Genomic DNA, 23,801 nt, shown 5'->3' on the forward strand with positions numbered 1-23,801 from the left:
CGCAAGCAAGATAACTTTCGTAAGAGATAAGGCTGAAATTATGACGGCACAGCAAGAAGTTAAACAGCAGGCTACACCAGCCCTATCGCAGATTCTGTTTCGCCGGGATTGGAAAAATCCGCAGATAACACAGTACAACCGCCTGGAAGCACACCCGCCATTTTACAGTTGGCGTCATCTCGATGCTGCTCAAAATGATGCGCCTTCTTCGCAAAGGCAGCGACTCAATGGACAGTGGTCATTCAGCTATTTTATCCAACCAGAATCCGTACCTGATGAGTGGGTTGATCACGATTTATCAGAAGCTGTATCTATGCCAGTGCCTTCCAATTGGCAACTCCACGGTTATGACATCCCGATTTATACTAATGTGCAATACCCTATTCCCGTTGATCCACCGCGGGTACCGAAAAATAACCCAACCGGTTGCTATTCATATAATTTTACCTTAGAGCCTGACTGGCTTGTATCAGGTCAAACTCGCATTATTTTTGATGGCGTAAATTCCGCTTTCTATCTCTGGTGCAACGGCCGGTGGGTCGGATATTCCCAAGACAGCCGCCTACCCGCGGAGTTTGATCTCACGCCATATTTGAAAGCTGGAAATAACCGTATTGCTGTTCTCGTATTGCGTTGGTGTGATGGTAGCTATCTGGAAGATCAGGATATGTGGCGAATGAGCGGAATTTTTCGCGATGTCAGCCTGTTGCACAAACCAGATATTCATTTGCGGGATATTCACGTCACTACGCATTTATCACCAGAATTTAGCTCCGCGCATTTAGAGGTAATGGCCGCCGTTAACATTCCTCCACTCGATATTAATAACTCACAAGTAACGGGAGCCTATCAAATCCAGGTTCAACTCTGGCTAGCGGATTCGTTAGTCACCAGTTTGCGACACCCCCTGAGTACTCAGCCAATTGACGAGCGAGGCCATTATACCGACCGCACTCATCTGAGCTTGCGAGTAGAAGATCCTTTATTATGGAGCGCGGAACAACCTACGCTATATAGAGTTGTCGTCTCGCTGTTAGATAATCAGCAAAAGCTGATAGAAGCAGAAGCCTATGATGTTGGCTTCCGGCAAGTCGTCATTCATCAAGGTTTGCTCAAAATCAATGGCAAAGCAGTACTGATTCGAGGGGTAAATCGTCATGAACATCACCCACAAACAGGGCAAGCTATTGATGAAGAAAGCATGCTGCAAGATATCATTCTGATGAAACAGCATAACTTTAATGCCGTACGCTGCTCACATTATCCCAACCATCCACTATGGTATCGCCTGTGCGATCGGTATGGCTTATATGTTGTCGATGAAGCCAATATTGAAACTCATGGGATGCAACCTATGGGGCGGTTGGCAGATGACCCACAGTGGTTTTCCGCTTTTAGTGAACGAGTTACGCGGATGGTTCAGCGTGATCGTAACCACCCTTGCATTATTATCTGGTCATTGGGTAACGAATCTGGTCATGGTGCCACACACGATGCACTCTATCGTTGGATAAAAACCAATGACCCCACGCGCCCGGTACAATATGAGGGGGGAGGTGCGAATACTCAGGCTACCGATATTGTTTGCCCCATGTATGCCCGCGTAGATGAGGATCAACCTTTCCCAGCGGTGCCGAAGTGGGCCATTAAGAAATGGATCGGCCTACCGAATGAATCTCGCCCATTGATTCTGTGTGAATATGCCCATGCTATGGGGAACAGTTTTGGTGGGTTTGCCCGCTATTGGCAAGCGTTTCGCCAATATCCCCGGCTACAAGGTGGATTCGTTTGGGATTGGGTCGACCAAAGCCTTACTCGTAATGATGAGAATGGTCAGCCTTATTGGGCTTATGGCGGGGACTTTGGCGATAGCCCCAATGATCGCCAATTCTGTATGAATGGATTGGTTTTCCCAGACCGTACCCCTCACCCCAGTTTGTATGAGGCGCAATGCGCGCAGCAGTTCTTCCAATTCTCCTTGGTTAGCACCTCACCACTGGTAATCAATGTGACCAGTGAATACCTGTTCAGAAACAGTGACAACGAACATCTGTACTGGCGCATCGAATTAGCGGGTAAATCAGTTCTGGAAGGGAGTTTCCCGTTAGCCCTATTACCTGAAAGCACTCAATATTTCACCCTAACTGAGCGGTTACCCGCTATCAGTGGGCCAGGTGACTTATGGTTAAATATTGAGGTTAGACAGCGAGAAGAGACACCATGGTCACCAAGTAATCATCGTTGCGCTTGGTTCCAATGGCGTTTACCACACCCTTTAGCGTTCTTAGATCGCGGCTTAATTGGTTCAGCTACGTCCAATAAGCTCGAGTTGCACCAAGATACACAGCATATTACGGTGACGCATCAGCAACAACACTGGCAATTTAATCGTCAAACTGGATTACTTGAACAATGGTGTGTTAAGGGGGAAAACAGGTTACTGACCCCGTTGCGAGATCAATTTGTTCGTGCGCCGCTAGATAACGATATTGGTATCAGTGAAACAACGCGAATTGATCCAAATGCTTGGGTTGAACGCTGGAAAAAAGCGGGAATGTATCAACTGGAGCAACGTTGTTTATCACTACATGCAGATACATTGTCTCAGACCATACAAATCAGCGCAGAATATATCTACGAGTTTGCCCAAGAACAATTATTACATACTCATTGGTTATACCGGTTTGATCAACAAGGGCGCATGACTATTGATGTCCGAGTCCAAGTAGCAACTTCACTACCCTCTTTAGCAAGAGTCGGTATGTGTTGCCAATTATCTGATGTTTATGAAAATGTTGATTGGCTAGGATTAGGACCTCACGAAAATTATCCTGACCGTCAGCTATCAGCACAGCATAGTCATTGGTCGCAACCGCTTGACCAAATGCATACTCCCTACATATTCCCCAGTGAAAATGGACTGCGTTGTAACACCAGGATGTTGAGTTATGGGAATTGGCAGTTAACAGGTCAATTCCATTTTGGTATCAGCCGTTACAGCACTCAGCAACTTATGGCAGCCAGCCATCAGCACTTACTGAGGTCTGAAGCAGGTACCTGGCTAAATATCGATGGTTTCCATATGGGGGTGGGTGGTGATGATTCATGGAGCCCTAGTGTCCATGCTGATAACTTACTGACTAATGAGATTTATCAATATCAAGTCTGCTGGCAATACAAAGACTCAATCTGATGATAGCCACAGATTTTGCAACAATATCAAAACAGGATTTCTAATACGCACAGTTTCAGATTTATCCCTATATCGAACTTAAGGAAATATTCCTAGTATCAATATGTCTAAACATCTCTTAGTCTCGCTTATTGCAATGCAACGAGTCATACATGTACTACTCCTTTGAAAATTTATGCGTCCACCCTATTGGGCGCTTTTTTTGTTTTCTACTTTCACTCGCCGCTTTCCCCCTTTTGCGACCTTGTCATAACTTAAGCACATTCACTCCATGAATTATTTAGATTACGGGGCTAAGATAATCACTTCGTCACCGGCACAGTTCCTGACTCAATATATGCATGTTACAAGAGGAATATTATGACATCCTTAACCCATATCCCAGCGAACATGGTCGCCATTGAGATTACTCAGTCTGGTGGCCCTGAAGTCTTAACTCCCATTCAGCGCCCTACACCGATGCCCGCTGCGGGTGAAATTTTAGTCAAGATTTCAGCTGCAGGAGTTAACCGCCCCGATATCATGCAACGGCGAGGCCAATATGCCCCACCGCCAGGGGCCTCCGATATCCCGGGATTAGAAATTGCAGGTGTTGTGGTTGCCGTTGCTGCTGATGTCACTCGATTTAAAATTGGAGACAAAGTGTGTGGATTAATCGCAGGCGGCGGCTATGCCCAATATTGCGTTATCCATGAAACTAATGCCTTATTTATCCCGCCCAGCCTGACTGAAATAGAAGCAGCTGCATTGCCAGAGACTTTCTTTACTGTGTGGACAAACCTGTTCCAACGTGGTCATTTCACTGCAGGTGAGACCGTATTAATTCACGGTGGGTCTTCAGGTATAGGTACTACGGCAATATTGTTGAGCAAAGCATTTGGCGCAAAAATGGTTATTGTCACCGTGGGATCAGAAGAAAAACGGCAGGCATGTCTGGCATTAGGCGCCGACATCGCCATTAACTATCGCACAGAAGATTTTGTCGCCGAAACCAAGCGAGCCACCGCAGGGAAAGGGGCTGATGTTATCGTGGATTTAATTGCCGGTGATTATGTCGCGCGTAACTATGAAGCTGCTGCAATGAATGGACGGATTGTTCAGATTGGCACCCAGAATGGGCATGCCAAGGACCTGAATCTAATGTTAATGTTGCTAAAACGCCTGACTCACACCGGTTCAACATTGCGCTCACGTACTGTGGCAGAAAAAGCACTTATCGCTAAGGAGCTGGAACAACAAGTTTGGCCGTTGCTAAATGATGGAAAAATGAAACCACAGATCTTCCAAACTTTCCCGCTGGAAGATGCGGCAAAAGCCCATGAATTGATGGAAAGCAGCACGCATATTGGTAAAATTGTCCTGACTGCTTAAGGTTGTTCAGAACTACAATTATCCGCACCATGAAAATTCATCAGGTGAAATCGAAGCATAAGTGGTTGTTTTTATCTGATGAATTAATAATAACTCCGTATTATCGCCTGTCAGACCATAACAGTTTTGCTAACTAATTAATCAAACTGATATACCTTAAATTTAACTTCTCATGTTATTCTATAACAAACCGCCATGGTTTAACTTACATGAATTATTCATCACAAGGTCATAATTATGGACATAATTAAGAAAATATTAATCGATGACATCGCAAGAATAAATCAAAAAGAAAAAAGAGATGGCCGGTTAAAATTTAACAGCGATTTTGTCTACAAGCATCCCTATCTTTGCCTTGCAATGTTGATATCATACTTTTTTGTTCTAATTTTGATGTACTTAACCCCTTATTTTGGTACTGGCTATATGGTTGCCTTTACTGTTTTCTTTGTTTTGATGTCTGCCGTTCTCATGATGGAAATCAAACCCGTGTTTAAATTTGAGGATATTGGCATCCTCGACTTACGTGTTTGCTATAACGGTGAATGGTTCTTCAGCCGTGCATTATCGACGCAAGCAATTGATGAGATACTAAATAGCAAAGATATCAGTGATGACTTTAAAATTCGCTTTAAACATATTATTAGCAATAAAGGCGAAATAGACTTCTATGATGTCTATGATTTAGCTTATCTGCAAAAAAAGTCTATGCGAACCAATGAACCTAACCAAACTACCTCGTTGGCCAGTACCTCTGCTATCAGGCAATAATTATAAATATCCAGCATATCCTGCAGAATCTTCAGTAGGGTATGCTGTTTTGTATTTGTAAATATCTACTTTCGAAAAGAGAGAAACGTGATGATGTATATTACGATTACCTCAGATCTTTGTCTCTATAACCTAAGCCAGAGAATTCATTTTTTATCAAAGTCATTATATTTATTAATAAAATATCGTTAACATTTAAAAATGGTGCCTATAATAATATTATTGTTTCTGATAATAAAAGGCTGCCAGGCATGGACAAGATTGATGAACAATTGATTGCCATTTTAGCAAAAAATGCACGGATATCTCTGAAAGACCTCTCACTGCAAGTCAACCTCTCATCCCCGAGTACTTCTGAGCGTCTACGGCGTCTTGAAGAACGCCATATCATTCGCAGTTACACACTTGATTTGGACCAGAAGGCATTCGGCTACAATTTGCAAGCCATTGTACGTGTCAAACCCTTAGCAGGAATGCTACGTGTAGCAGAAGAGATGATTCAAGGAACGCCAGAATGTGTTGAGTGTGACAAAGTGACCGGCGATGATTGCTTTATCAGCCGCTTATATATTCATTCGATGGAACAACTGGACACCATCATTGACCGCTGGTCAGAATATGCCGAAATCCAGACATCAATCGTCAAATCCTCTCCAATCATGCGACGGTTGCCCCCCTTAGTAAGGTTGCCCAGGGAAAGCAAAATCTGAAATCTGTACCCTATCCCTCATTTTATTTATAATAACGAGCTATTCTTTACCTGAATAAAATTATAGAAGCGAATAATTGATGAGTAATAATCAAAGTAATGCGTCAGATTCATCGATTCTTACGCTCCCCTATAGCCGTTGGGTCGAAGATAATATGCAAAGCTCCAGTGCCGTCGAGGCTCTGGAGCAAGGTAAAGTACTTTTTCTACCCCATCTGGCGTTTGAACTGAGTGAACAGGAAAAACTACTGCTTAACCCTGCATTAGTTGATACTAAACGCAAAAATATCAGTTTTAAGCCGCTGGACGGCACACTAACTGGCGTGACTGATGAAAGCAAAGTAGCGTTAACTCGCCAGTTGCTGGAGCGCTATTATCAGAGTTGCCTGAGTCTGGTAAATCAATTACTCCCGGAGTATACATCTGTACTGCGCAGTCCGACCAATAGCCTACGCTTGCACCCCGTTACCGCTTGGCGAGATAAAACATCGTGGCGAAAGGATGATAGCCGCTTGCATGTTGATGCTTTCCCTTCGCGGCCTAATTATGGTGAGCGAATCATCCGTATTTTTACCAATATAAACCCTCATGATGAACCCCGTTCGTGGCGTGTAGGTGAAGACTTTACGCAATTAGCGCGCCGCTATTTGCCGCAACTCGATAGTTATTCGCCTTTCAGTAGTTGGTTGCAGCATAAAGTAGGGATCACCAAGCGCCGTAGAAGCCATTATGATCATCTGATGCTTCAGCTACATGATAAAATGAAATCAGATGCCAATTACCAAAAAAATGGTAAGCAACAAGCTATTGATTTCCCCGCAGGTAGTAGTTGGATCTGTTTTTCAGATCAAACCCCCCATGCAGCGATGGGAGGACAGTTTATGCTAGAGCAAACGTTCCTTCTGCCCGTTGAAGGGATGAAAGATCCTCAACAATCCCCGCTGAAAATACTGGAATCATTGACGCAGAAGTCACTGATATAACGCATCGCTTTCTGTTGTCGAGTGCCTACTGAAAATCCGCTGGCGAAGTAGATTTTCAGTAGGCATATTTTCCCAAAAAAAATGTTTATACGACTTGATCCCTGAGAAAAAAATAAATATCATTTTTCGCAGAATGTAAGCCAACTCCATAATACTTAGGTGTGAACATTGCGCCCGGCAGTTATTGAACCTTATCAGATAACTATTGGAGGTTAATATGGTTAAGGTCTATGACAGAAACAGAAACCAAATTATTCCTGGCAAACGTGTGATGGTCGCACAAACTGGGGAAATTGACGTAGCAAAAGCTATTCATGTTGAAGGCCTGGCACCTGTACAGGCAGAGCGGGAGCCGGTTGTAGAGTTACAACATACCGGTGAGCGCTATGTGCCTTTCGATTTAGTCAGACTCGGTTAATTGTATTTAAACTGTAGTAGTTAAACTGTAGTACTTCCGCTAATTGCAATATTGCTTTCAGTGCGTTAGTCACTTTTTCGCCGGAGTTTTCTATATTTACCAGAAAGCTCCGGTTTTTTTATTTATATAATGCCACAGATTATTAAATCTCAGGATAATAATGGATACTAAACAGCCCATAGTGCAACATCCTATTACATGATGGGCTTTTATCTTACCCGATGAGTATTTATGAGCATTCGATAATATCAGCTTAAATATGGCAAGCTGGCTCTATCACTTGGGCAACTTTCTTTTGGAAAGTCTCAAGTTGGCAAAGTTTGTTATCACCCTCGCTCTCACAACCTTCAATGGTAATTGGAACAATTTTAGCTGGATTATTTTTTAGATCTAACTTCTCGGCATTTCGCAGCTGATCCATCGTTTGATAGAACATTTTCACGGCGACATAGCGCTGATGATTATCTGGGTTCTGCCATAGCTCAAAGACTAATCCGCCACCAGGCGGGGTATTATCAGGTTGTTGTGGTAATTGCCAATTGGCCCCTAACATACCAGCGATATTAGCAATATTGGTGTCATGCCCGCCGAGGAACAACAATTTGGTTTGCGGTGACAGCGGCAGTGTTTGCCCTTGGGCATCGCGTTGCAGCACTAATGCCGTATCAATTTGTTGCAACAGCGGGGTCCCTTTATGGCGAGCGATATAAGGGGTTTTGGCCATCAAATCAAATTGCGCATTGTGCAACGACAATAGTGAAACCCAGTTATCTTCACCGCTGATCCGATGCCAGGCCACATCTGGCATCGCTTGTGAGTTTTGTAATAGGAAAATTTCACCCAATGTCGACGAGAGTGCCAATGGCCCACTCAGAGAAACCTTAGTACCTTCTTCGTTTATCTTGATTTCATTTGCTGCAAAAGTTGCAAAATCACAGATTTTTCCATGTTGTTGCAGGGACTTACAATAAGGCGATGCTGCAAAATTCAGCACTTCGCCCATCTGGGCAAAGGGTTTGGCATAGCGCTGGCTCACATCACTCAATGGCCCGCCCAATCGCGCCTCAACAGCCTGATGAGTTTTCGCTGAGTCCAGTTTACATACCCCCGCTTCGACGGTATGAAATAGCGGGTCAACTTTCTTCAAATCAGCCTGATAATGCACTTTCAGACCACAATCCGGTGCAATTCCATCCAAGAATGCCTGTCCGGTTAAGCGGGTTCGTTGGTCAACATCTGCCTGTGCATAAACGGCCCCATCTACCGGGCACCCCGCAGATAACAACCCAAGACTGCGGAAATAATCACCATAAAATCCCCCCATCAACGTCACTAAATCAGCCCCTCGCGGCGTCAAATAACCCGCTTTTACTGGCCACTGGGGCCATTTATCAGGAGTGACATCATTCATTAGCTGGGTTTGTTTTGTCGGGGAGCGAACACCATGTCGACTCAAAATAACCACACGCTCTAATGTGTAGCCGGTCGGCGCTGTAACAATCGGGGCAGCACCTGCTGTAAAACAGCCCATTATCAAAGTGACTGCGGATAAGTGCAGATATTTCTTTGTAACTGACATAATTTTATATCCTTATTAAAACTACGAATATTTTTGCCCTATCGAGTATGGTCGACGAACGCAGGCCTCACAATGCGGAAAAACAACAAACATCCGCGTCAAATGGGAAAGAAGGACGAAAATTTTTAAGCTGGAACGCGCTAAACTTGATTCGCTTCTCATTGTTAGAACGATATTTAGCCGATTATGTTATTAACGACACTAATACTTAAAGGAGGTATAAACCCGCACTATCAATCCGGTCACTGACCGGACAGTATTTAGCGCAATAGGGTTGATGGATATAGCCTGTCATCCAGCGGCTATACATACAAATTATAAGGAGTCTGACATGCGGAAAGCAGGCGATATCGACAGAGTCATGTCGGCCAGACAACTTCCCAATAAAGCCGTAGCCCTGATTCTTGCAGGCGGGCGCGGTTCACGCCTTAAAGACCTAACGTCTGTCCGAGCAAAACCCGCTGTTCACTTCGGCGGAAAATACCGCATTATCGACTTCGCACTATCAAATTGCCTTAATTCTGGCATTCGCCGTATCGGTGTAATAACTCAGTATCAGTCTCATACTTTGGTGCAACATATCCAGCATGGCTGGTCATTTCTTAGTGAAGAGATGAACGAGTTTGTTGATTTGTTGCCGGCGCAACAACGTCAAGGACGAGAACATTGGTATACCGGCACCGCAGATGCTGTTTTCCAGAATCTAGATATTATCCGCCGCTATCGTGCTGAATATGTGGTGATTTTGGCAGGTGATCATATCTATAAAATGGATTACTCGCGCATGCTGCTCGATCATGTAGAAAGTGGTGCGGCTTGTACGGTAGCTTGCATTGAAGTCCCCAAGGCGGAAGCAACAGCCTTCGGTGTGATGGAAGTCTCCGAACAGCTCCAGGTGAAAATGTTTTGGGAAAAACCTGAAGATCCCCCTACTCTGCCCGGTAAACCTGATAGTAGTCTGGCCAGCATGGGGATTTATGTATTTAACGCAGAGTTCCTGTTTGGTCTACTTGAAAGCGATCACGCGGACGAAAATAGCAGCCATGACTTTGGCAAAGATATTCTGCCGAAAATCACCGAACAGGGTCATGTTTGGGCGCATCCATTCTCATTATCTTGTGTTTCCACCTCGCCCGATGCCCCTGATTATTGGCGTGATGTCGGGACCTTAGATGCCTATTGGCAAGCTAATCTCGATCAGGCGGCTATTACACCAGAGCTGGATATGTATGATTCACATTGGCCGATACGCACTTATGCGGAGCCATTGCCACCGGCAAAATTTGTTCAGGATCGTTCTGGCAGTCATGGCATGACCATGAATACCTTGGTGTCCGGTGGCTGTTTTATCTCCGGTTCCGTGGTAGTCAACTCGGTACTATTTTCCCGAGTGCGAATCAATTCGTTCTGTAATATTGATTCTTGTGTATTGCTACCCGACGTCAATGTGGGCCGCTCTTGTCGGTTACACCGCTGCGTCGTAGACCGCGCCAGTATTATCCCCGAGGGCATGATCATTGGCGAAAATGCAGATGAAGATGCTCGCCGTTTTTATCGTTCGGAAAGCGGTATTGTATTAGTTACTCGAGAGATGTTGGCGAAGCTATAATGCTGGGATGTTATTAATGTTGGGTCGGGCAGACATGGACAAGCAGGGAATAATTTATATAATCAGCCCAAACGAATAAAAGGGTTTGAATATGTCATTTACTGAATGGGTGATTTTAGGTGTTGTGATGGGTTGTGCAGTGGGTGCCTTACTGAAAATTTTTGGCAAGAAAAAAGACAACTAGCCCTCTCAGTTCCCTCATTAATTTAAAAGCGGCCATAATCGGCCGCTTTTTGTGTTGACTGACTCATCGCTATTAACGTGAAACAGGCACAGTAACTTCGGCTTGTGCAAAACCATAACGGCTCAATGGTATGACTTTCACTGAGGTAGGTGATGACTTGATTGCAAATTGTTTGGTCTCGCCCGGCATAATATAAGGGCTGCCCAAAGGAACAACCTCATTACTTGGGACTAAAATCACCTGAGGACCAAGACGAACCACATGCTTACTCGGGTTTTTAATCATTAAGTTATTACCCGCGGTGGATAAAACCAATTCTTGCCATGGGGTTTTAATCTGTGGCACAGAATTTGGCTGGATAAGAAAACCAATTTCCTGACGAATTGGCATCACAGTCGCATTACCCTGCACTTGCTCAACACCTTCAAACGAAGCTTTTAACAGGACTTCTGAATCTAATGTGGTGCCTTTCTTCAATACAAAGTTAACTTGCTGGCTTTGCCCTGCATCAATTCGGGTTACCGGCGGGGAAATCAAAACTTGCTTACTCAGGTTTTTGCCGTCCAAGTCGACTAATTTAGTCACCAGTAATATTGGGTTTGCCGATGTGTTTTCGATAGTAAAGCTGGTGCGACCCTCATTTTCTTTTAAAATAACCGTGGTGCTTTCTAGTTTGAAAGACGCATAGGATGCCAAACTCCAGCAACTTAACAACACCAGCAAATTAAGCATAAAAAACGATTTAACACGTTTAAAGAGATGAGTGTATGCAGTCATTGCGCCAACGCTGCCATTATTAACCATGATATTTTTCATAATAGATCCTATGTTTAAAAAACAGTTATTGAGTATCCTCTTGCTCGACAATACTTCAAATCAATGACATACAGCGTCGGCAACTTCATACAATGCATCCGGATCAAACTTCTCCGGCTCAACATAACTCACAATACATTCACTGCGGTTGGCAGCCTTAACACGCAATGTCGCCCCAATCGCTTGGTTTTCCAACATAAAGTTGCCATCACCAATAATCGTTCCCAGGAAGTTGCCCTTCTCGTCCAGCACGTTAGCGCCCACGGGTAACATGTCACCATTACTATCACGAATACTCAGCAGCAACTGGCGAGTTTCGGTTGCCTCAAAATAACGAGTTGCCACTGTGCCACGTGTCATCTTCAAATCCGCACTGGTGCTATTAAGACGAATATTCAGTGGCAATGTTTTGGTGCTTATCTGTGCTTTTGATGCTGTATAAGGCATCACGGATGGTAACAAGGCGGTTCCAGCATAATCGGTAATTGACGTTCCACTACTAGGCGAAGAAACGCGCAAGTCAGATTGACTCGGCACATTTATCACCGCAAAAGTATCCCCGATTGGCGATGAAGATGTCGCAAAGGTGTTATTCGCATAAGCCATTGAGCCATTTGCCGAAACATAGGCTGAGCGGCTATTGTTGGTGGCCTGAGAAACCCCACCAGCCAGTTGCGAATACGCCGTGTTCATATTCAGCGCCCCATTAATACGTCGCTGACTATCACTACCTGTTATACCGACCTGATACCCTTTGTTATCACCCCAACGCCCTTGGTAAGTACTACCTAAGGTCATATTGCCATTGTTGCGTTGCATCCGCCCGCTGAGGGAGCCGTTACCCAATGGCATATTGATGCCAATGTAGACTGAATTTTGCCCCTGCGAAGTTGACTGAAAACTTAGCGTGGCCGTCACTCGGCCAAATTGTTCACTCGCAGAAAATGTATGGGAAACACTGTTTGCGGTTTGATAATACATATTATTAGACAAAACGTAGGAAAATGCGCCCCATCGAGGATGCGCCCAAGATACGGCAGCAGATGTCGAGTTCTTCAGTTTACCGTACTTCAGTTCATTCAGATTATTGCCACTACTCAGGGCATTATCCGGCGACCAATAGCTCGATGAGTCATATAATGTCGACAATGAAGCACTCAAATTGCCATTAATTGCTACCTGATTTTGTAACGTCAGTTGATAACCCTGCCCGGCATCTTTAGTATTAGAGTAACTTGTCCCCGCTGAAAACCAGGCTCTCTCCATCCCGCTATAAAGATTTTGTACACTGATATTTTGATAATCAGTGGAAATCAGCCCAGCTGAAGTGATACGTAATGCATTTAGCGGGCTAAAAGAGACCTCGCCCGATGCCAGTAACGGCGATTTAGTTTCACTTTCATTCAGACTATCCCGATAACGGCCCAACCCCAGTTGGTATGTGGTCGCCTGCTGTTCAGAATTAGGGTCAAGAGAATTTGATACCGTAAAATGCTGCTGGGTACCATCTTCTTCAATGACATCAACATCAGTCACCACGCCACTAGAAAAATTACTGATATTAGATAATGAGAATGGCCCCGGTGGTACGACGGTACGGTAAATAACACGTCCACGTTGGCGAATTTCAATGGTGGCATTAGTATTAGCAATCCCTTCAATGGGCACCACCAGCTGTGTGTTATTCAGTTGAGCATTATCGGAATATAGTTGGGTGCCCACGATCGGCAGGCCGGAATAAGTGTCACCGACTAAACCAAACTCACCCAGCTGCACGACCGATTTCAGTGATTCCACCGCGCGTAATGCGTAGGTTTCCTGATTATCGTAGTGGCCTACGCCTTGATTATAGGTATAGGAACCTCGGTTACGCAGTACCCAGTTATATAGATTAATACCCGGCTGAAACTGCCCTTGAAATAAGTTAAGATTATCGTTATTAGTTTCGATCCGCTGGCCAAACAAATTGTAATTCAGTAATAAGGCATGACCGCCACTTTGGTAGTCACTGCTTTCCATTTCGGGATCAAATGCCTCTTGCGGCAAGGTCATTTCCACACGAAATTGACCAGGAAGTAACTTTATTACGACACCCGGCCACAAAGCTTCAAGGTTTTCGCAGCCATCGCCACTGCCTTTATGACGTAACTTCAATGCAATGAGTAAGTTACGATCCACACACAAATTACCTTCACTGTCGAAGGTGGCTGCAATATGGTAGGTTTTGTTGGCATTAACAATGATAGAGACATCATGCTGACCAGGTAAAAACTTATCCTGCTGACTAAAAAAATTCGCTAACTCTGCAGAATACCCTAACCCTTCAAGTGTTTTTATATCAAACGCCACTGCACCCTCTTTTGTGGCGGAAAGAGCCGCTACAGGAGAAAGAGATAAAAGGAATGCTGTAAACGAAAACGATACGCAGCGTGCAAACACAGTGGTATCCTAAAAAGTAAGGGAAACAAATGGGTTAAGAGGCAATATTGTTTTATACAGCAAAGAGTACACAAGATTATTAAAAAATGAAAACAACCTTGTGTATAGGATTTTTATGAATTAAATACCAAAAGAAAAATTCATGGTGGCAGAACCATCAATATTAATATTTTCAGTGATGGCTCCGCCCATAGTGGTTGAACCTGCCAATGTCGGTATTACTGTAAAATCGGCACTGAATACTTTACCCGCTTTCACTGTGGTGGCATTTTCAGACCATCCAAAACGGAAGTTATTGGTTAATGTTTCCAGAGTATGCCCACCCTGTAATACGTTATTCGCGTCGATATAATACAGTAAGCTGCTGACGCCATCGACCGTAGCATTGCTCATCGTCGTTCTATAAAAACCCAGTTTCCCAGTACCGTTCACAAAACCCAAACCAAAGTTATGAATAGAGTTATCACTGACAGATGCTTTACGGTTATCTGTTGAGGTTAAGCTCAGATACGTTAGGCTATCACAGGTAACCGTCCAGTTTTTTGTGATCGATGGCAATGCTGTTACTGCTGTACCACTTTTTACCTGGCTTGCTGAAATCTCACCGACATTATAAATACCGCCATCAGGGGCTATTACCGTACAACTTGGCACTCCCAATTTACCCTTAACTTTTAATTCTGCCGAAGGCGGTGCCGCCTGTGCTGCCACGGATAAAATTATTGAGGTAAAAAGAGTGAGTTTGAAAATATTCTTTTTCATAAAATGAGAGTCACTCGGTTATATAAATATTATTAGCACTTACTCAGAAATAGAACTTCAGGAAAAATAAAGGGCAGAAATATAAATCTGCCCTTTATTTAATACCGTGATGTACGGGTAATTAGATTCCGAATGCAAAGTTCATGGTCATTGAACCGTCGATTTCTGCATCTTCAGTGATCGGGCCAGCCATAATGGTGGTGCCACCCAAAATTGGGCTAACGGTAATATCAGCAGTGAATATTTTACCAACGCTTTGGGTGTTGGCTGCAGATGACCAACCGGTACGTAACCCCGTGGTCAGGTTAGCAACGGTGGAGGCGGCGAACGTTGAGGTCGCAGAAGAGAATAAGTTAGATGCTTTAGTATCAACGGTACCATTCTTGATTTGTGCCGTGTAGTAACCGATTTTGCCGGTACCGTTCACATTACCCATACCAAAGTTAGTCGTACCCGCAGTACTGGCAGATGCAGCACGGTTATCTACTGGCGTAAAGTTCAGATAAGTTTCCGCATCACAGGTTACTGTCCAGTTTTTAGTGATTGGCGTCAGTACTGTGGTGCCCGCACCTGATTTAATCAAAGATGAAGATAGTTTACCAAAGTCGTAAACACCATCATCCGGTGCATTCACGGTGCAGCTTGGCACAGTTAAAGTACCGATAACTTTTAATTCCGCAGTAGGTGCTTCTGCATTGGCAGCGTTAATACCAAAAATCAAAGAAGACAGTACAGTAATTTTAGCCAGTTGCTTTTTCATTTAAATAATCCTGATATATAATGTTTATCGCGTTGCGATACCCAAACTTTATAGGCCCAGTGCCTAGAGTTGAGTTCATTTATAATATGGTTGGTCCAAATCAAAATATGAGCTCAAAATTTATGCTGCCATTAGACGATTTAAGACTTTCCTTGTATATAAGACTGAGGGCTGACTTGATGTAGGAATGGTCTTACGCAGCGATGCTTTATCGCATGATTCCGGTGAATGAAATTCCTTAATCTATGTTTAATCAGGAAGAAACCTGAGAGCATCTCAAAAGCATGTTTTATATAAAAACAAACACTTTTAAATCAATAGATTAAGTAACGACCTCACTTTAAACTCAGACTCATTTTTATATTATCTCGCCTGCTCCACCCGTAGAAATATAGAAATATCATTCCAGCGTTCACTCATTAAAATCGAAAATCTGCTTTAGCCATTATATTTGTGATTAACCATGCTCTTTCCATTTTTCCCACAACAAAACATTGAGATAGCGTATTATTTCAGCCCATTCCCTTATCGCACCCCTAAGCTAATTTTCAACTTCACCATCCCCAAAAAAGCATATTTGATCAGTATCTTACTTAGCGTACAGCCCTTTATACTCAAAATATTATGACTTTTATAATGGTAATATCCGATGGATTATTATCTCGGAATTGACGTAGGAACCTCAAAAGTAAAATCAGTACTATTTGCCCCCCCCCTTTAATGAGTGTCTGGTTGCATCCGTCGATAACCTCACTTTATCTTCCCACTCCGGCTATGCAGAACAAGATATGCAAAGTCTTTGGTTCGGGGTGGTTTATAGTGCTCAGCAGGTCAGTCATTCGAGTTGCAGCAAGGTCGCTAACATACTTATAGCTTGAAAGCATGACGAAGATATATCGCCTTATTTCACCCACTTACTGTGATAAGGATCGCTGAATTTTTTTTCTATAAGTGCTTGAATAATGAAAGAGCGTGAGAAATTTTACTCCTCCGCAAGATGAGCTTCTCACTGGTTTTCGAGGCGGCCCTTTCAAGTGCTCGGATATCTCTCCATGAAACGGTTGCGTTCATGCCCACTTCTGCGGCATGTTTACAACAACACTTCCCTGCTTTAGACGTTCGAATTATCACTTTGTGAGCAACCTGATGATTAAGTGGCTGTGGAAAGCAAACCAACCGCAAGCGGAGATGCTTGCACAGTGGCGTGAAGCACTGAATATCCCCCTATTGACACCTTTAAATGAGGAGGAACAACAGCGACTGGTTTCTGTCGCAAGTCACTTGTTGCAACAAAAGCGCCTGGTGCCACTACAAGGGTTAGTATTAACACCGCTGATGCAGGCCCGTCTAACACTGCTGTTTGCCCTGCCGGTCATGGAGTTAGGAGCAAAATGGCTAGACGGCTTTCATGAAGTACTTATTTACCCCTCTCCTTTTGTGGTTGACGACGACTGGCAAGATGATGCAGGCCTGGTTCATTCCGGGCAAACCGTGCAGTCCGGCCAAAGCTGGGAGCAAGGGCCAATCGTTCTGAACTGGCAAGATATTCAGGATTCATTCGATTTATCAGGCTTTAATCTGGTTATTCATGAAGCCGCTCATAAGCTGGATATGCGTAACGGCGGGCACTCAAACGGCGTGCCCCCCATCGCTATGCGTGATGTTGCAGCATGGGAATATGACTTACATCAGGCGATGGACAATATTCAAGATGAGATAGATATGGTGGGTGTCGACGCTGCCAGTATGGATGCCTACGCCGCCAGTGATCCCGCAGAATGTTTTGCTGTGTTATCTGAATATTTTTTCAGTGCGCCTGAGCTATTGGAAAACCGTTTCCCGGCGGTATATCGGCATTTCTGTACTTTCTATCGCCAGGACCCGCTAGCTAGACTAAAACGTGGGGAAAACGAGAATCAAAATATTGAAAGTTCATCTCCAATGGGTTAGTTATCGGCTCGCCGATTTAGAAAATACAAGATGCGAGGAAGAATAAAAACATCAGGCTAGCTTTATTTAGCCGCAATAAACATCTTCTTTGCTCAGATGCTGAGCAGTCGACCCAAATGTACTAATTTAGCGTTGACAGTATCGGGTATGCTAGATATCATGCGCCCCGTTCACACGATTCCTCTGTAGTTCAGTCGGTAGAACGGCGGACTGTTAATCCGTATGTCACTGGTTCGAGTCCAGTCAGAGGAGCCAAATTTAGAAAATCCCGCTTAGGCAGCTAAGCGGGATTTTTGCTTTTTTTTCTGCAACTTTTGCTGTCACCGTTGCCGCAATAGAAAGATTCTTAGAGCATCATTATTCATTTTTTCCCATTTTGACGAAATCTTATCAAATCAGAAGCTATATCTCTCATACTTATGCTGGAATAATTCAAGCAATTCATCTTGGAATTTTCCTACATAAGGCGTCGAAAAATCGTATATGTTTACATTCAGAATTATAACTTTACTATTTCTTGTGTCTTTTACTGAGCAATCCAATTGCATTTCAATAAAAAAAATCCTAATTCGTTTATAATCAAATCTCTAAACTGAATAATGCCTATAGGATGAATTGGACTACGTAACAAAGGTGATCAGTAAGAATCTTTTCTTGATAATCTATCATTAGAGATTAAAATCACCGAAATAGTACCTTACATGATTATTACTTTGGGCATCGGCAGTAGCGGTTCTTGTTTATCTCGTCTTGGGTAATCATTTGAGTCGATCGGTGCGAGCGAGGAGCAGTGAATTAACTCTGCGAATCCCAAGATATAACGGTTTACGGAGATAGCATGACTAAATCAGTGATGATAGTTGATGACCACCCGGCAATTCGTGTTGCCATTCGTGCATTACTTTCACAAAGCAACGAATTTTCAACTATTTACGAATCAGTTGATGGCAGTGAAGCCCTGGAAACATTAAAAAATCATACGGTTGACCTGGTTATTATCGATATTGAACTGCCAAACTTCGATGGTTTTTCATTTCTGAAAAAGCTGCAACAGCGTGGTTTTACTGGTAAATCGTTATTTTTGTCAGCTAAGAATGAGCAGGTTTTTGCTGTGCGGGCATTACAGGCTGGAGCCAACGGTTTCATTAGTAAAAATAAAGATATTAGCGAAATTCTATTTGCCGCACAGAACGTATTACGCGGGTATTCTTTCTTTCCATCTGAAACCTTGACCCAATTAGCCGGGCAGCCTTCAAGCCATGATCCCGTCAATCGGGCTCGTTTGTTGTCGGAGCGAGAAATTAATGTTTTACGTTATCTCGTCAATGGTTTGTCAAATAAACAGATTGCCGACGAGATGTTTATCAGTAACAAAACTGTCAGTACCTATAAAACACGTATCCTGACTAAATTAGGACTGAGTTCTGTAATTGAACTGGCAGATTATGCGCATACCCATAATTTGGTCTAATTCAGACAGGCCTGATTTACCGCGTACAGTATTGTCTCTACGTCGTTGGTTTTCTTCACGCATTTTACTGTGTTGCCTGGTCTTACTGAGCGGGCAACTTAATGCTGCCCCGATGACAAGTCGTCAGGGATGTGATACCGGCCAGCCGTTGACGATACACAGTATTGCGAACAGTTACAGTGAAGACTTATTACTCCCCCCAGCGACTGATGCACGCCAATCAAGCCGGCGTACGGTAAAAGTGGGCATGGTTATTGATGCCAATACCCCGTTTGTTGTTAACCGCGATGATACTTCCATCGAAGGTATTGTCGCGGATTATCTAAAAATCATCAGTGACGCCAGTCAACTCTCTTTCCAGATGATTGGTTATTGTGATTACGGCTTAGTACTTAATGCACTGGAGAATGGTCAGGTTGATTTAATGGCAGGCACTCCGATGCCAGCTCAGCCAGGACTTATTGCTTCCCATGCATTCTTCACTAACCGGCATGTTGAGGTTCGTAGCAAGAATTGGGATCCCACCAAACGCACCCATCCGGAAACAGTGGCTATCGTCAATAATGAACCACTTTCACCGGAGTTTTTGTTTAATTATCATGCTGATAAAATCGTCGCCTATCCTAACCAGTTGCAAGGGTTACTGGCCGTTGCCTATGGTAATGCCGATGTCTTTGTGGCCAATGCCACATCAGCCAACTATTTGATTGACCAATTACAGCTACTGACATTGCAAATTCGTAACTTTGCCCCTTATCACCCGGCCCCTTACACCTTCCTGGCCCTGGAAAAAAATCAAAAACTGATTGATTACATTAATCAGATTCTGGAATTACTGCCCAGCCGTGCCACGGGTGATATTCAACAACGTTGGTTTGGTAGCAAACATCATTATAATATTGATGCTAAATTACTGCTCACAGAACAAGAGCTTAATTGGATTCAGCATCATCCGGAGGTGACCTATGCTGCGCCACTGGATTTGGCTCCATTAATCTTCCGTGATCGCCAAACCGGTGAGATGGCCGGTTTCTCTGTTGATCTCATCGACATTATTTCACGCAGAACCGGCATTAAATTTAAGCCGATTTATATCAAGGACAGCGGCGAAGGTGTACGTGATTTTGCTGCCGGAAAAATAGATATGCTACCGATTGTCGCGGTACGCAATGGCCAATACGGTAATAGCCTTTACTCCTCACCCGTCGCACAATCGTTGTGGGGTATTTTGACACGAGAAGATCGTAATGATATCAACAACGTCGCGGACCTTGCGGGAAAACGCGTCGGGATACAAGCGGGCAGCACTTCCGGTGGTGTGATTAACAACACACTCTTGGCCCAAAAAATCACCTTTGTTGAAGCACCCGATGCCATGACGTTGGTACGCATGTTACAACAAGGGAAAGTCGATGCGATTATCAAAAATATGATGACCGCTAACTATTTATCAGCACAGAACTTTACCCCTAATATTAAAACGGTTGCGGTCACCGGAGAAGAGCCACTGATGATGGCATTTGCCATCAGCCCGAAACTTCCTGAATTAAAAGCCATCGTTGATAAAGTCATTGAATCTATCCCACCGGAAGAACTGGATAATATCATCAGTGACTGGAGCACGTTTAAACCTAAACCCGTCAGTTTCGATGAAAGCTTACAAGACAACGAATGGCTGATGTTGACGCTGAAAATCAGTTCAGGTTTGTTATTAGTGTTCGGTTTATATCTTGGTTATCTGGTATTCAATAAACGTCGTCAGGCCGCGTTATTACATGCTCGTTTGCTACAGCAAGAGTCGATTATTAATGCTCTGCCATTTGCGGTATTTATTCGCACTGCTGCGGGAGAATTGGCCGTTTATAACAGCCACTTTGCCGACGCGCATCAGGATAAGCTAAACGACCTGCTCAATCACAATAATGAGCCAGCCAATTGGCCAATGACCAGCCCATTGGATCGCGAAATAGATAAGTATTGTCGTATGGTGTTAAGCAACCGAAAACCACAAATGGTGGATCTCTCTCTTGAGATCAACGGTGAGTTACGTGATATCTTCCTGTGGATTATTCCGCTGGATAATGCTGAGCGCAGTCTACTCGGTGGCTGGCTGGATATCAGTCAACGTAAAACGGTTGAACGGCAACTGGAGGCTGCTCGCGTCGAAGCAGAAAGTGCCAACCGCACCAAGAGCTCCTTCCTGGCGACCATTAGCCATGAGCTACGCACACCAATGTACGCTATTATGGGATTGCTAGAACTGGAGATACGCAGTGAGCAGCCAGTAGACAAGAACACGCTGGTGACCGTGTCTAAATCTGCTCAATCTCTGATGCTTTTGCTTGATGACATCATCGACTCTGCCAAAATTGAAGCCGGGCAACTGAGCATCCACCCCGCCGTTGTCGATTTCCGTCAAGAAATAGAGCGAATGTTTACGATTTATCAACCCATCGCAGATGAACGTAATCTGAGGTTCTCTGGTTGGGTAGATAATCAAATCCCTGATTTAGTCATGGTGGATATGCTGCGGGTACGGCAAGTCATGGGTAATCTATTAGGCAATGCGCTGAAGTTTACTGAACAAGGTAGCGTATCAGTGGATATCACCTGGGAAGCTATCGACGACAAACATGGGATAATGAATATTGATATTACCGACACCGGTATTGGCATTTCTCCTGCGGCACAAGCCACATTATTCCAGCCATTCAGCCAGGCCAACGAGGGGAAATCACCGCGTTTCGGAGGTTCCGGTCTCGGGCTATGGATCTGCCATCAGCTAACTCATAAAATGGGTGGGGAAATCACCTTAGAAAGCCAGCTTGGCAAAGGCACCAGCCTGTTTATTACATTGCCGCTGGAAGTTGCCAGTGTCGATGATTTACCTCAGGAATCAACCATTGCCTTCACAGATGAAGTGCAACTGAATCAGTTGAAAAATTTGCGCATTCTAGTGGTGGATGATTTACCGGCTAACCGTCAACTACTTCAGCAACAGTTAGCCTTTATCGGTATCGAGCAAGTGATGATTGCCGAGAATGGCGCTGAAGCCTGGCAAATATTACAACACTATAGTTTTGATGCCGTCATCACCGACTACAATATGCCGTTGATGAATGGCTATGAACTGGCGGCCCATATCCGTAATAGTGCAACAATGAAAGATATGGTCATTATTGGTTGCACTGCAGATGCAAGGGAAGAGAGTACCACCCGTTGCAGTGATGCCGGTATGAATGACTGTATGATTAAACCTGTCACTATCGATACACTACGCACTACCCTGCTGCGTCTGGAAATTATTAGCAGTGATGCGAACATGCCCTCTCACCCGTCTATTGATGATGCCGCAGCACAAAATAGCGTCCCGAATTTGATTAACAATAAACCAGCGACGCCTTTTATTGCAGCGCGGAGTAAGCTCAAAAAACTTTCGGGAGGCAACACAGATGTGGAGTTGCTGCTATTGCAGTCATTGCTAGAGAGTAATGTGCAAGATACTGCAGTGTTAAAACAACAGTATTCACACTTCACCGTAGAAAATAATAGCGCTATTTCTGCTGAAATTTATAAAGAAATGGCCAGTCTGGTTCATCGAATTAAGGGTGGGGTACAATTGATTGATGCCCTGCCTCTGGTAGACAGCTGTATTACATTTGAATCCCTACTTCACTCAGAGGATAAATATGCCGTTATTACCTATGGCGTTGACTACCTGGCACTATTGACTAAGACGAACCAATTATTAGTGGAATTAATAGCCTCATATGCTGAAATAGGTAGTTCGCCGCCATCATAGGATAGGGTTGAAATTAATGTTTTCACTGAAACTCGTCAGACATTTTGACGAGTTTTTTATAAATTCATTATTAATAACTTTATAACAAGAGTATCATCACACATCCAAAAAAACACGTAATGCATTGTAATAAATACATTTTATAATTACTGCCAATTTAAATAGGACAAGTTCCTACAGTTTTTGTAGGAAATTTCATATAAAAAATAAAGACGCCTCTCATTTTTTCGCCACTATTTTCCCCTTATACTACCCCCGGTTTAGAAACCAGCTCGCAAATATAAATAACGGATGATCAATTCAGCTTAATGAGCTCTCATTTTGTTGAATGCTGGAGATCTCCGTTGACGAAAATATAAATTTAAGTGGGAATGAAATGGGAAAAACATTAATAACGTTGGCGCTACTGACCCTACCGGGTATCGCGCTGGCGGCGACTTCAAATAACACAATCAAATTTCAGGGAGAAGTTGCTGAACAGACTTGTATGGTTGATATCAATGGCACAGCCAACACACCTGTTGTCTTGTTACCCACCGTCTCGACTAGTAACTTGAATCAAGTCAATGCTGTCGCAGGTAAAACCAATTTCACCATCAATCTCACTGGCTGCAATATCGCCATTCAAGACACCAAAATCAGCTCTGTTTTTCAGGGGATGAACGTCACATCTGCCGGTAATCTGGGTAATGTTGGAACAGCAAAAAATGTTGCTATTCAGTTACTTGATTCGAGTGGTGCGGCTATTCGCATGTCTGGTGGTAGCGTTTCAGTACCTGGAATTACACTGGTCGCGGGTGCGACATCAGCATCACAGGATTTGGCTGCTCAATATATTACAGAAGAAGGCCGCGCTACCGCGGGGAGCGTTATTGCTTCAGCGCAATATGCGATCACCTATCCCTAACTATTCGTGAAATCCGAACTGTTTTATGAATATGTTGGCCAACCGGTAACGGGGCCGATGCAAACCAGAAAAACCAA

At 43.8% G+C, this 23,801-nt stretch carries 16 protein-coding genes and 1 tRNA gene; 12 read left to right on the forward strand and 5 right to left on the reverse strand.

Going from position 1 to position 23,801, the window contains the following annotated elements; all coding sequences use genetic code 11:
* Nucleotides 1-40 precede the first annotated feature (40 nt).
* From ACF3VQ_RS12440 to ydfZ, 6 genes are all read left to right on the forward strand, one after another.
* Nucleotides 41-3,193 (forward strand): beta-galactosidase, encoded by a 3,153-nt coding sequence (locus ACF3VQ_RS12440; protein WP_392431216.1) that lies wholly within the window; start codon nt 41-43, stop codon nt 3,191-3,193.
* Between the two features lie 360 nt (nt 3,194-3,553).
* The gene (locus ACF3VQ_RS12445; RefSeq protein ID WP_392431217.1) at nt 3,554-4,564 is read left to right on the forward strand and encodes an NAD(P)H-quinone oxidoreductase; all 1,011 of its coding nucleotides are present in this window, start codon (nt 3,554-3,556) and stop codon (nt 4,562-4,564) included.
* A gap of 237 nt (nt 4,565-4,801) precedes the next feature.
* Nucleotides 4,802-5,335 carry a YlaC family protein gene (locus tag ACF3VQ_RS12450; protein ID WP_392431219.1) on the forward strand — a complete coding sequence of 178 codons (534 nt, stop codon included), beginning with the start codon at nt 4,802-4,804 and terminating at the stop codon, nt 5,333-5,335.
* A gap of 251 nt (nt 5,336-5,586) precedes the next feature.
* Nucleotides 5,587-6,045, forward strand: a complete 459-nt coding sequence (locus ACF3VQ_RS12455) for an Lrp/AsnC family transcriptional regulator (RefSeq protein WP_392431221.1) — start codon at nt 5,587-5,589, stop codon at nt 6,043-6,045.
* A gap of 79 nt (nt 6,046-6,124) precedes the next feature.
* Entirely contained in the window at nt 6,125-7,027 is a 903-nt protein-coding gene (locus ACF3VQ_RS12460; RefSeq protein ID WP_392431222.1) for a Kdo hydroxylase family protein, read from the forward strand.
* A gap of 217 nt (nt 7,028-7,244) precedes the next feature.
* The gene (ydfZ, locus tag ACF3VQ_RS12465; RefSeq protein WP_392431224.1) at nt 7,245-7,445 is read left to right on the forward strand and encodes a putative selenium delivery protein YdfZ; all 201 of its coding nucleotides are present in this window, start codon (nt 7,245-7,247) and stop codon (nt 7,443-7,445) included.
* 253 nt (nt 7,446-7,698) lie between these two features.
* Here ydfZ and ACF3VQ_RS12470 read toward each other — a convergent pair whose 3' ends face one another.
* Nucleotides 7,699-9,024: an AppA family phytase/histidine-type acid phosphatase gene (locus ACF3VQ_RS12470; protein WP_392431225.1), complete on the reverse strand. Its 1,326-nt coding sequence runs from the start codon at nt 9,022-9,024 to the stop codon at nt 7,699-7,701.
* A 331-nt stretch (nt 9,025-9,355) separates the two neighbouring features.
* On the opposite strand from ACF3VQ_RS12470, the gene glgC reads away from it, so the two are divergent.
* A complete protein-coding gene (glgC, locus tag ACF3VQ_RS12475; protein WP_392431227.1) occupies nt 9,356-10,633 on the forward strand; it encodes a glucose-1-phosphate adenylyltransferase in 1,278 nt (425 codons plus the stop codon).
* A 256-nt stretch (nt 10,634-10,889) separates the two neighbouring features.
* Here the strand turns inward: glgC and ACF3VQ_RS12480 are convergent, their stop codons facing one another.
* From ACF3VQ_RS12480 to ACF3VQ_RS12495, 4 genes are all read right to left on the reverse strand, one after another.
* Entirely contained in the window at nt 10,890-11,594 is a 705-nt protein-coding gene (locus tag ACF3VQ_RS12480; protein WP_392435564.1) for a fimbria/pilus chaperone family protein, read from the reverse strand.
* Between the two features lie 99 nt (nt 11,595-11,693).
* Nucleotides 11,694-14,072, reverse strand: coding sequence for a fimbria/pilus outer membrane usher protein (locus tag ACF3VQ_RS12485; protein WP_392431229.1), 2,379 nt, complete (start codon nt 14,070-14,072; stop codon nt 11,694-11,696).
* Nucleotides 14,073-14,192: 120 nt separating this feature from the next.
* Entirely contained in the window at nt 14,193-14,834 is a 642-nt protein-coding gene (locus ACF3VQ_RS12490; protein ID WP_392431231.1) for a DUF1120 domain-containing protein, read from the reverse strand.
* A gap of 121 nt (nt 14,835-14,955) precedes the next feature.
* The gene (locus tag ACF3VQ_RS12495) at nt 14,956-15,594 is read right to left on the reverse strand and encodes a DUF1120 domain-containing protein (protein WP_392431233.1); all 639 of its coding nucleotides are present in this window, start codon (nt 15,592-15,594) and stop codon (nt 14,956-14,958) included.
* 1,146 nt (nt 15,595-16,740) lie between these two features.
* Between ACF3VQ_RS12495 and mtfA the strand changes: the two genes are divergently transcribed.
* From mtfA to ACF3VQ_RS12520, 5 genes are all read left to right on the forward strand, one after another.
* Nucleotides 16,741-17,544, forward strand: coding sequence for a DgsA anti-repressor MtfA (gene mtfA / locus ACF3VQ_RS12500; protein ID WP_392431235.1), 804 nt, complete (start codon nt 16,741-16,743; stop codon nt 17,542-17,544).
* Between the two features lie 179 nt (nt 17,545-17,723).
* A tRNA-Asn gene (locus tag ACF3VQ_RS12505) sits at nt 17,724-17,799 on the forward strand.
* A 583-nt stretch (nt 17,800-18,382) separates the two neighbouring features.
* Nucleotides 18,383-19,015: a response regulator gene (locus ACF3VQ_RS12510; RefSeq protein WP_392431237.1), complete on the forward strand. Its 633-nt coding sequence runs from the start codon at nt 18,383-18,385 to the stop codon at nt 19,013-19,015.
* Nucleotides 18,990-22,817: an ATP-binding protein gene (locus ACF3VQ_RS12515; protein ID WP_392431239.1), complete on the forward strand. Its 3,828-nt coding sequence runs from the start codon at nt 18,990-18,992 to the stop codon at nt 22,815-22,817. Before ACF3VQ_RS12510 ends, ACF3VQ_RS12515 begins: the two co-directional genes overlap by 26 nt.
* 376 nt (nt 22,818-23,193) lie before the next feature.
* On the forward strand, nt 23,194-23,724 hold the full coding sequence (locus ACF3VQ_RS12520) for a fimbrial protein (RefSeq protein ID WP_392431241.1): 531 nt from the start codon (nt 23,194-23,196) through the stop codon (nt 23,722-23,724).
* Nucleotides 23,725-23,801: the final 77 nt, after the last annotated feature.

The organism is Yersinia fenwicki (genome assembly GCF_043099325.1).
Taxonomy (GTDB): domain Bacteria; phylum Pseudomonadota; class Gammaproteobacteria; order Enterobacterales; family Enterobacteriaceae; genus Yersinia.

Excerpts from the sequence above, each read along its gene's own strand:
- ACF3VQ_RS12515 (WP_392431239.1), top strand. The coding sequence starts at position 18,990 with ATGCGCATACCCATAATTTGGTCTAATTCAGACAGGCCTGATTTACCG.
- ACF3VQ_RS12445 (WP_392431217.1), top strand. The coding sequence starts at position 3,554 with ATGACATCCTTAACCCATATCCCAGCGAACATGGTCGCCATTGAGATT.
- ACF3VQ_RS12480 (WP_392435564.1), bottom strand. The coding sequence starts at position 11,594 with ATGACTGCATACACTCATCTCTTTAAACGTGTTAAATCGTTTTTTATG.
- ACF3VQ_RS12495 (WP_392431233.1), bottom strand. The coding sequence starts at position 15,594 with ATGAAAAAGCAACTGGCTAAAATTACTGTACTGTCTTCTTTGATTTTT.
- ACF3VQ_RS12450 (WP_392431219.1), top strand. The coding sequence starts at position 4,802 with ATGGACATAATTAAGAAAATATTAATCGATGACATCGCAAGAATAAAT.
- ydfZ (WP_392431224.1), top strand. The coding sequence starts at position 7,245 with ATGGTTAAGGTCTATGACAGAAACAGAAACCAAATTATTCCTGGCAAA.
- ACF3VQ_RS12460 (WP_392431222.1), top strand. The coding sequence starts at position 6,125 with ATGAGTAATAATCAAAGTAATGCGTCAGATTCATCGATTCTTACGCTC.
- ACF3VQ_RS12470 (WP_392431225.1), bottom strand. The coding sequence starts at position 9,024 with ATGTCAGTTACAAAGAAATATCTGCACTTATCCGCAGTCACTTTGATA.
- ACF3VQ_RS12520 (WP_392431241.1), top strand. The coding sequence starts at position 23,194 with ATGGGAAAAACATTAATAACGTTGGCGCTACTGACCCTACCGGGTATC.
- ACF3VQ_RS12455 (WP_392431221.1), top strand. The coding sequence starts at position 5,587 with ATGGACAAGATTGATGAACAATTGATTGCCATTTTAGCAAAAAATGCA.
- ACF3VQ_RS12490 (WP_392431231.1), bottom strand. The coding sequence starts at position 14,834 with ATGAAAAAGAATATTTTCAAACTCACTCTTTTTACCTCAATAATTTTA.
- mtfA (WP_392431235.1), top strand. The coding sequence starts at position 16,741 with ATGATTAAGTGGCTGTGGAAAGCAAACCAACCGCAAGCGGAGATGCTT.
- ACF3VQ_RS12440 (WP_392431216.1), top strand. The coding sequence starts at position 41 with ATGACGGCACAGCAAGAAGTTAAACAGCAGGCTACACCAGCCCTATCG.
- ACF3VQ_RS12510 (WP_392431237.1), top strand. The coding sequence starts at position 18,383 with ATGACTAAATCAGTGATGATAGTTGATGACCACCCGGCAATTCGTGTT.
- glgC (WP_392431227.1), top strand. The coding sequence starts at position 9,356 with ATGCGGAAAGCAGGCGATATCGACAGAGTCATGTCGGCCAGACAACTT.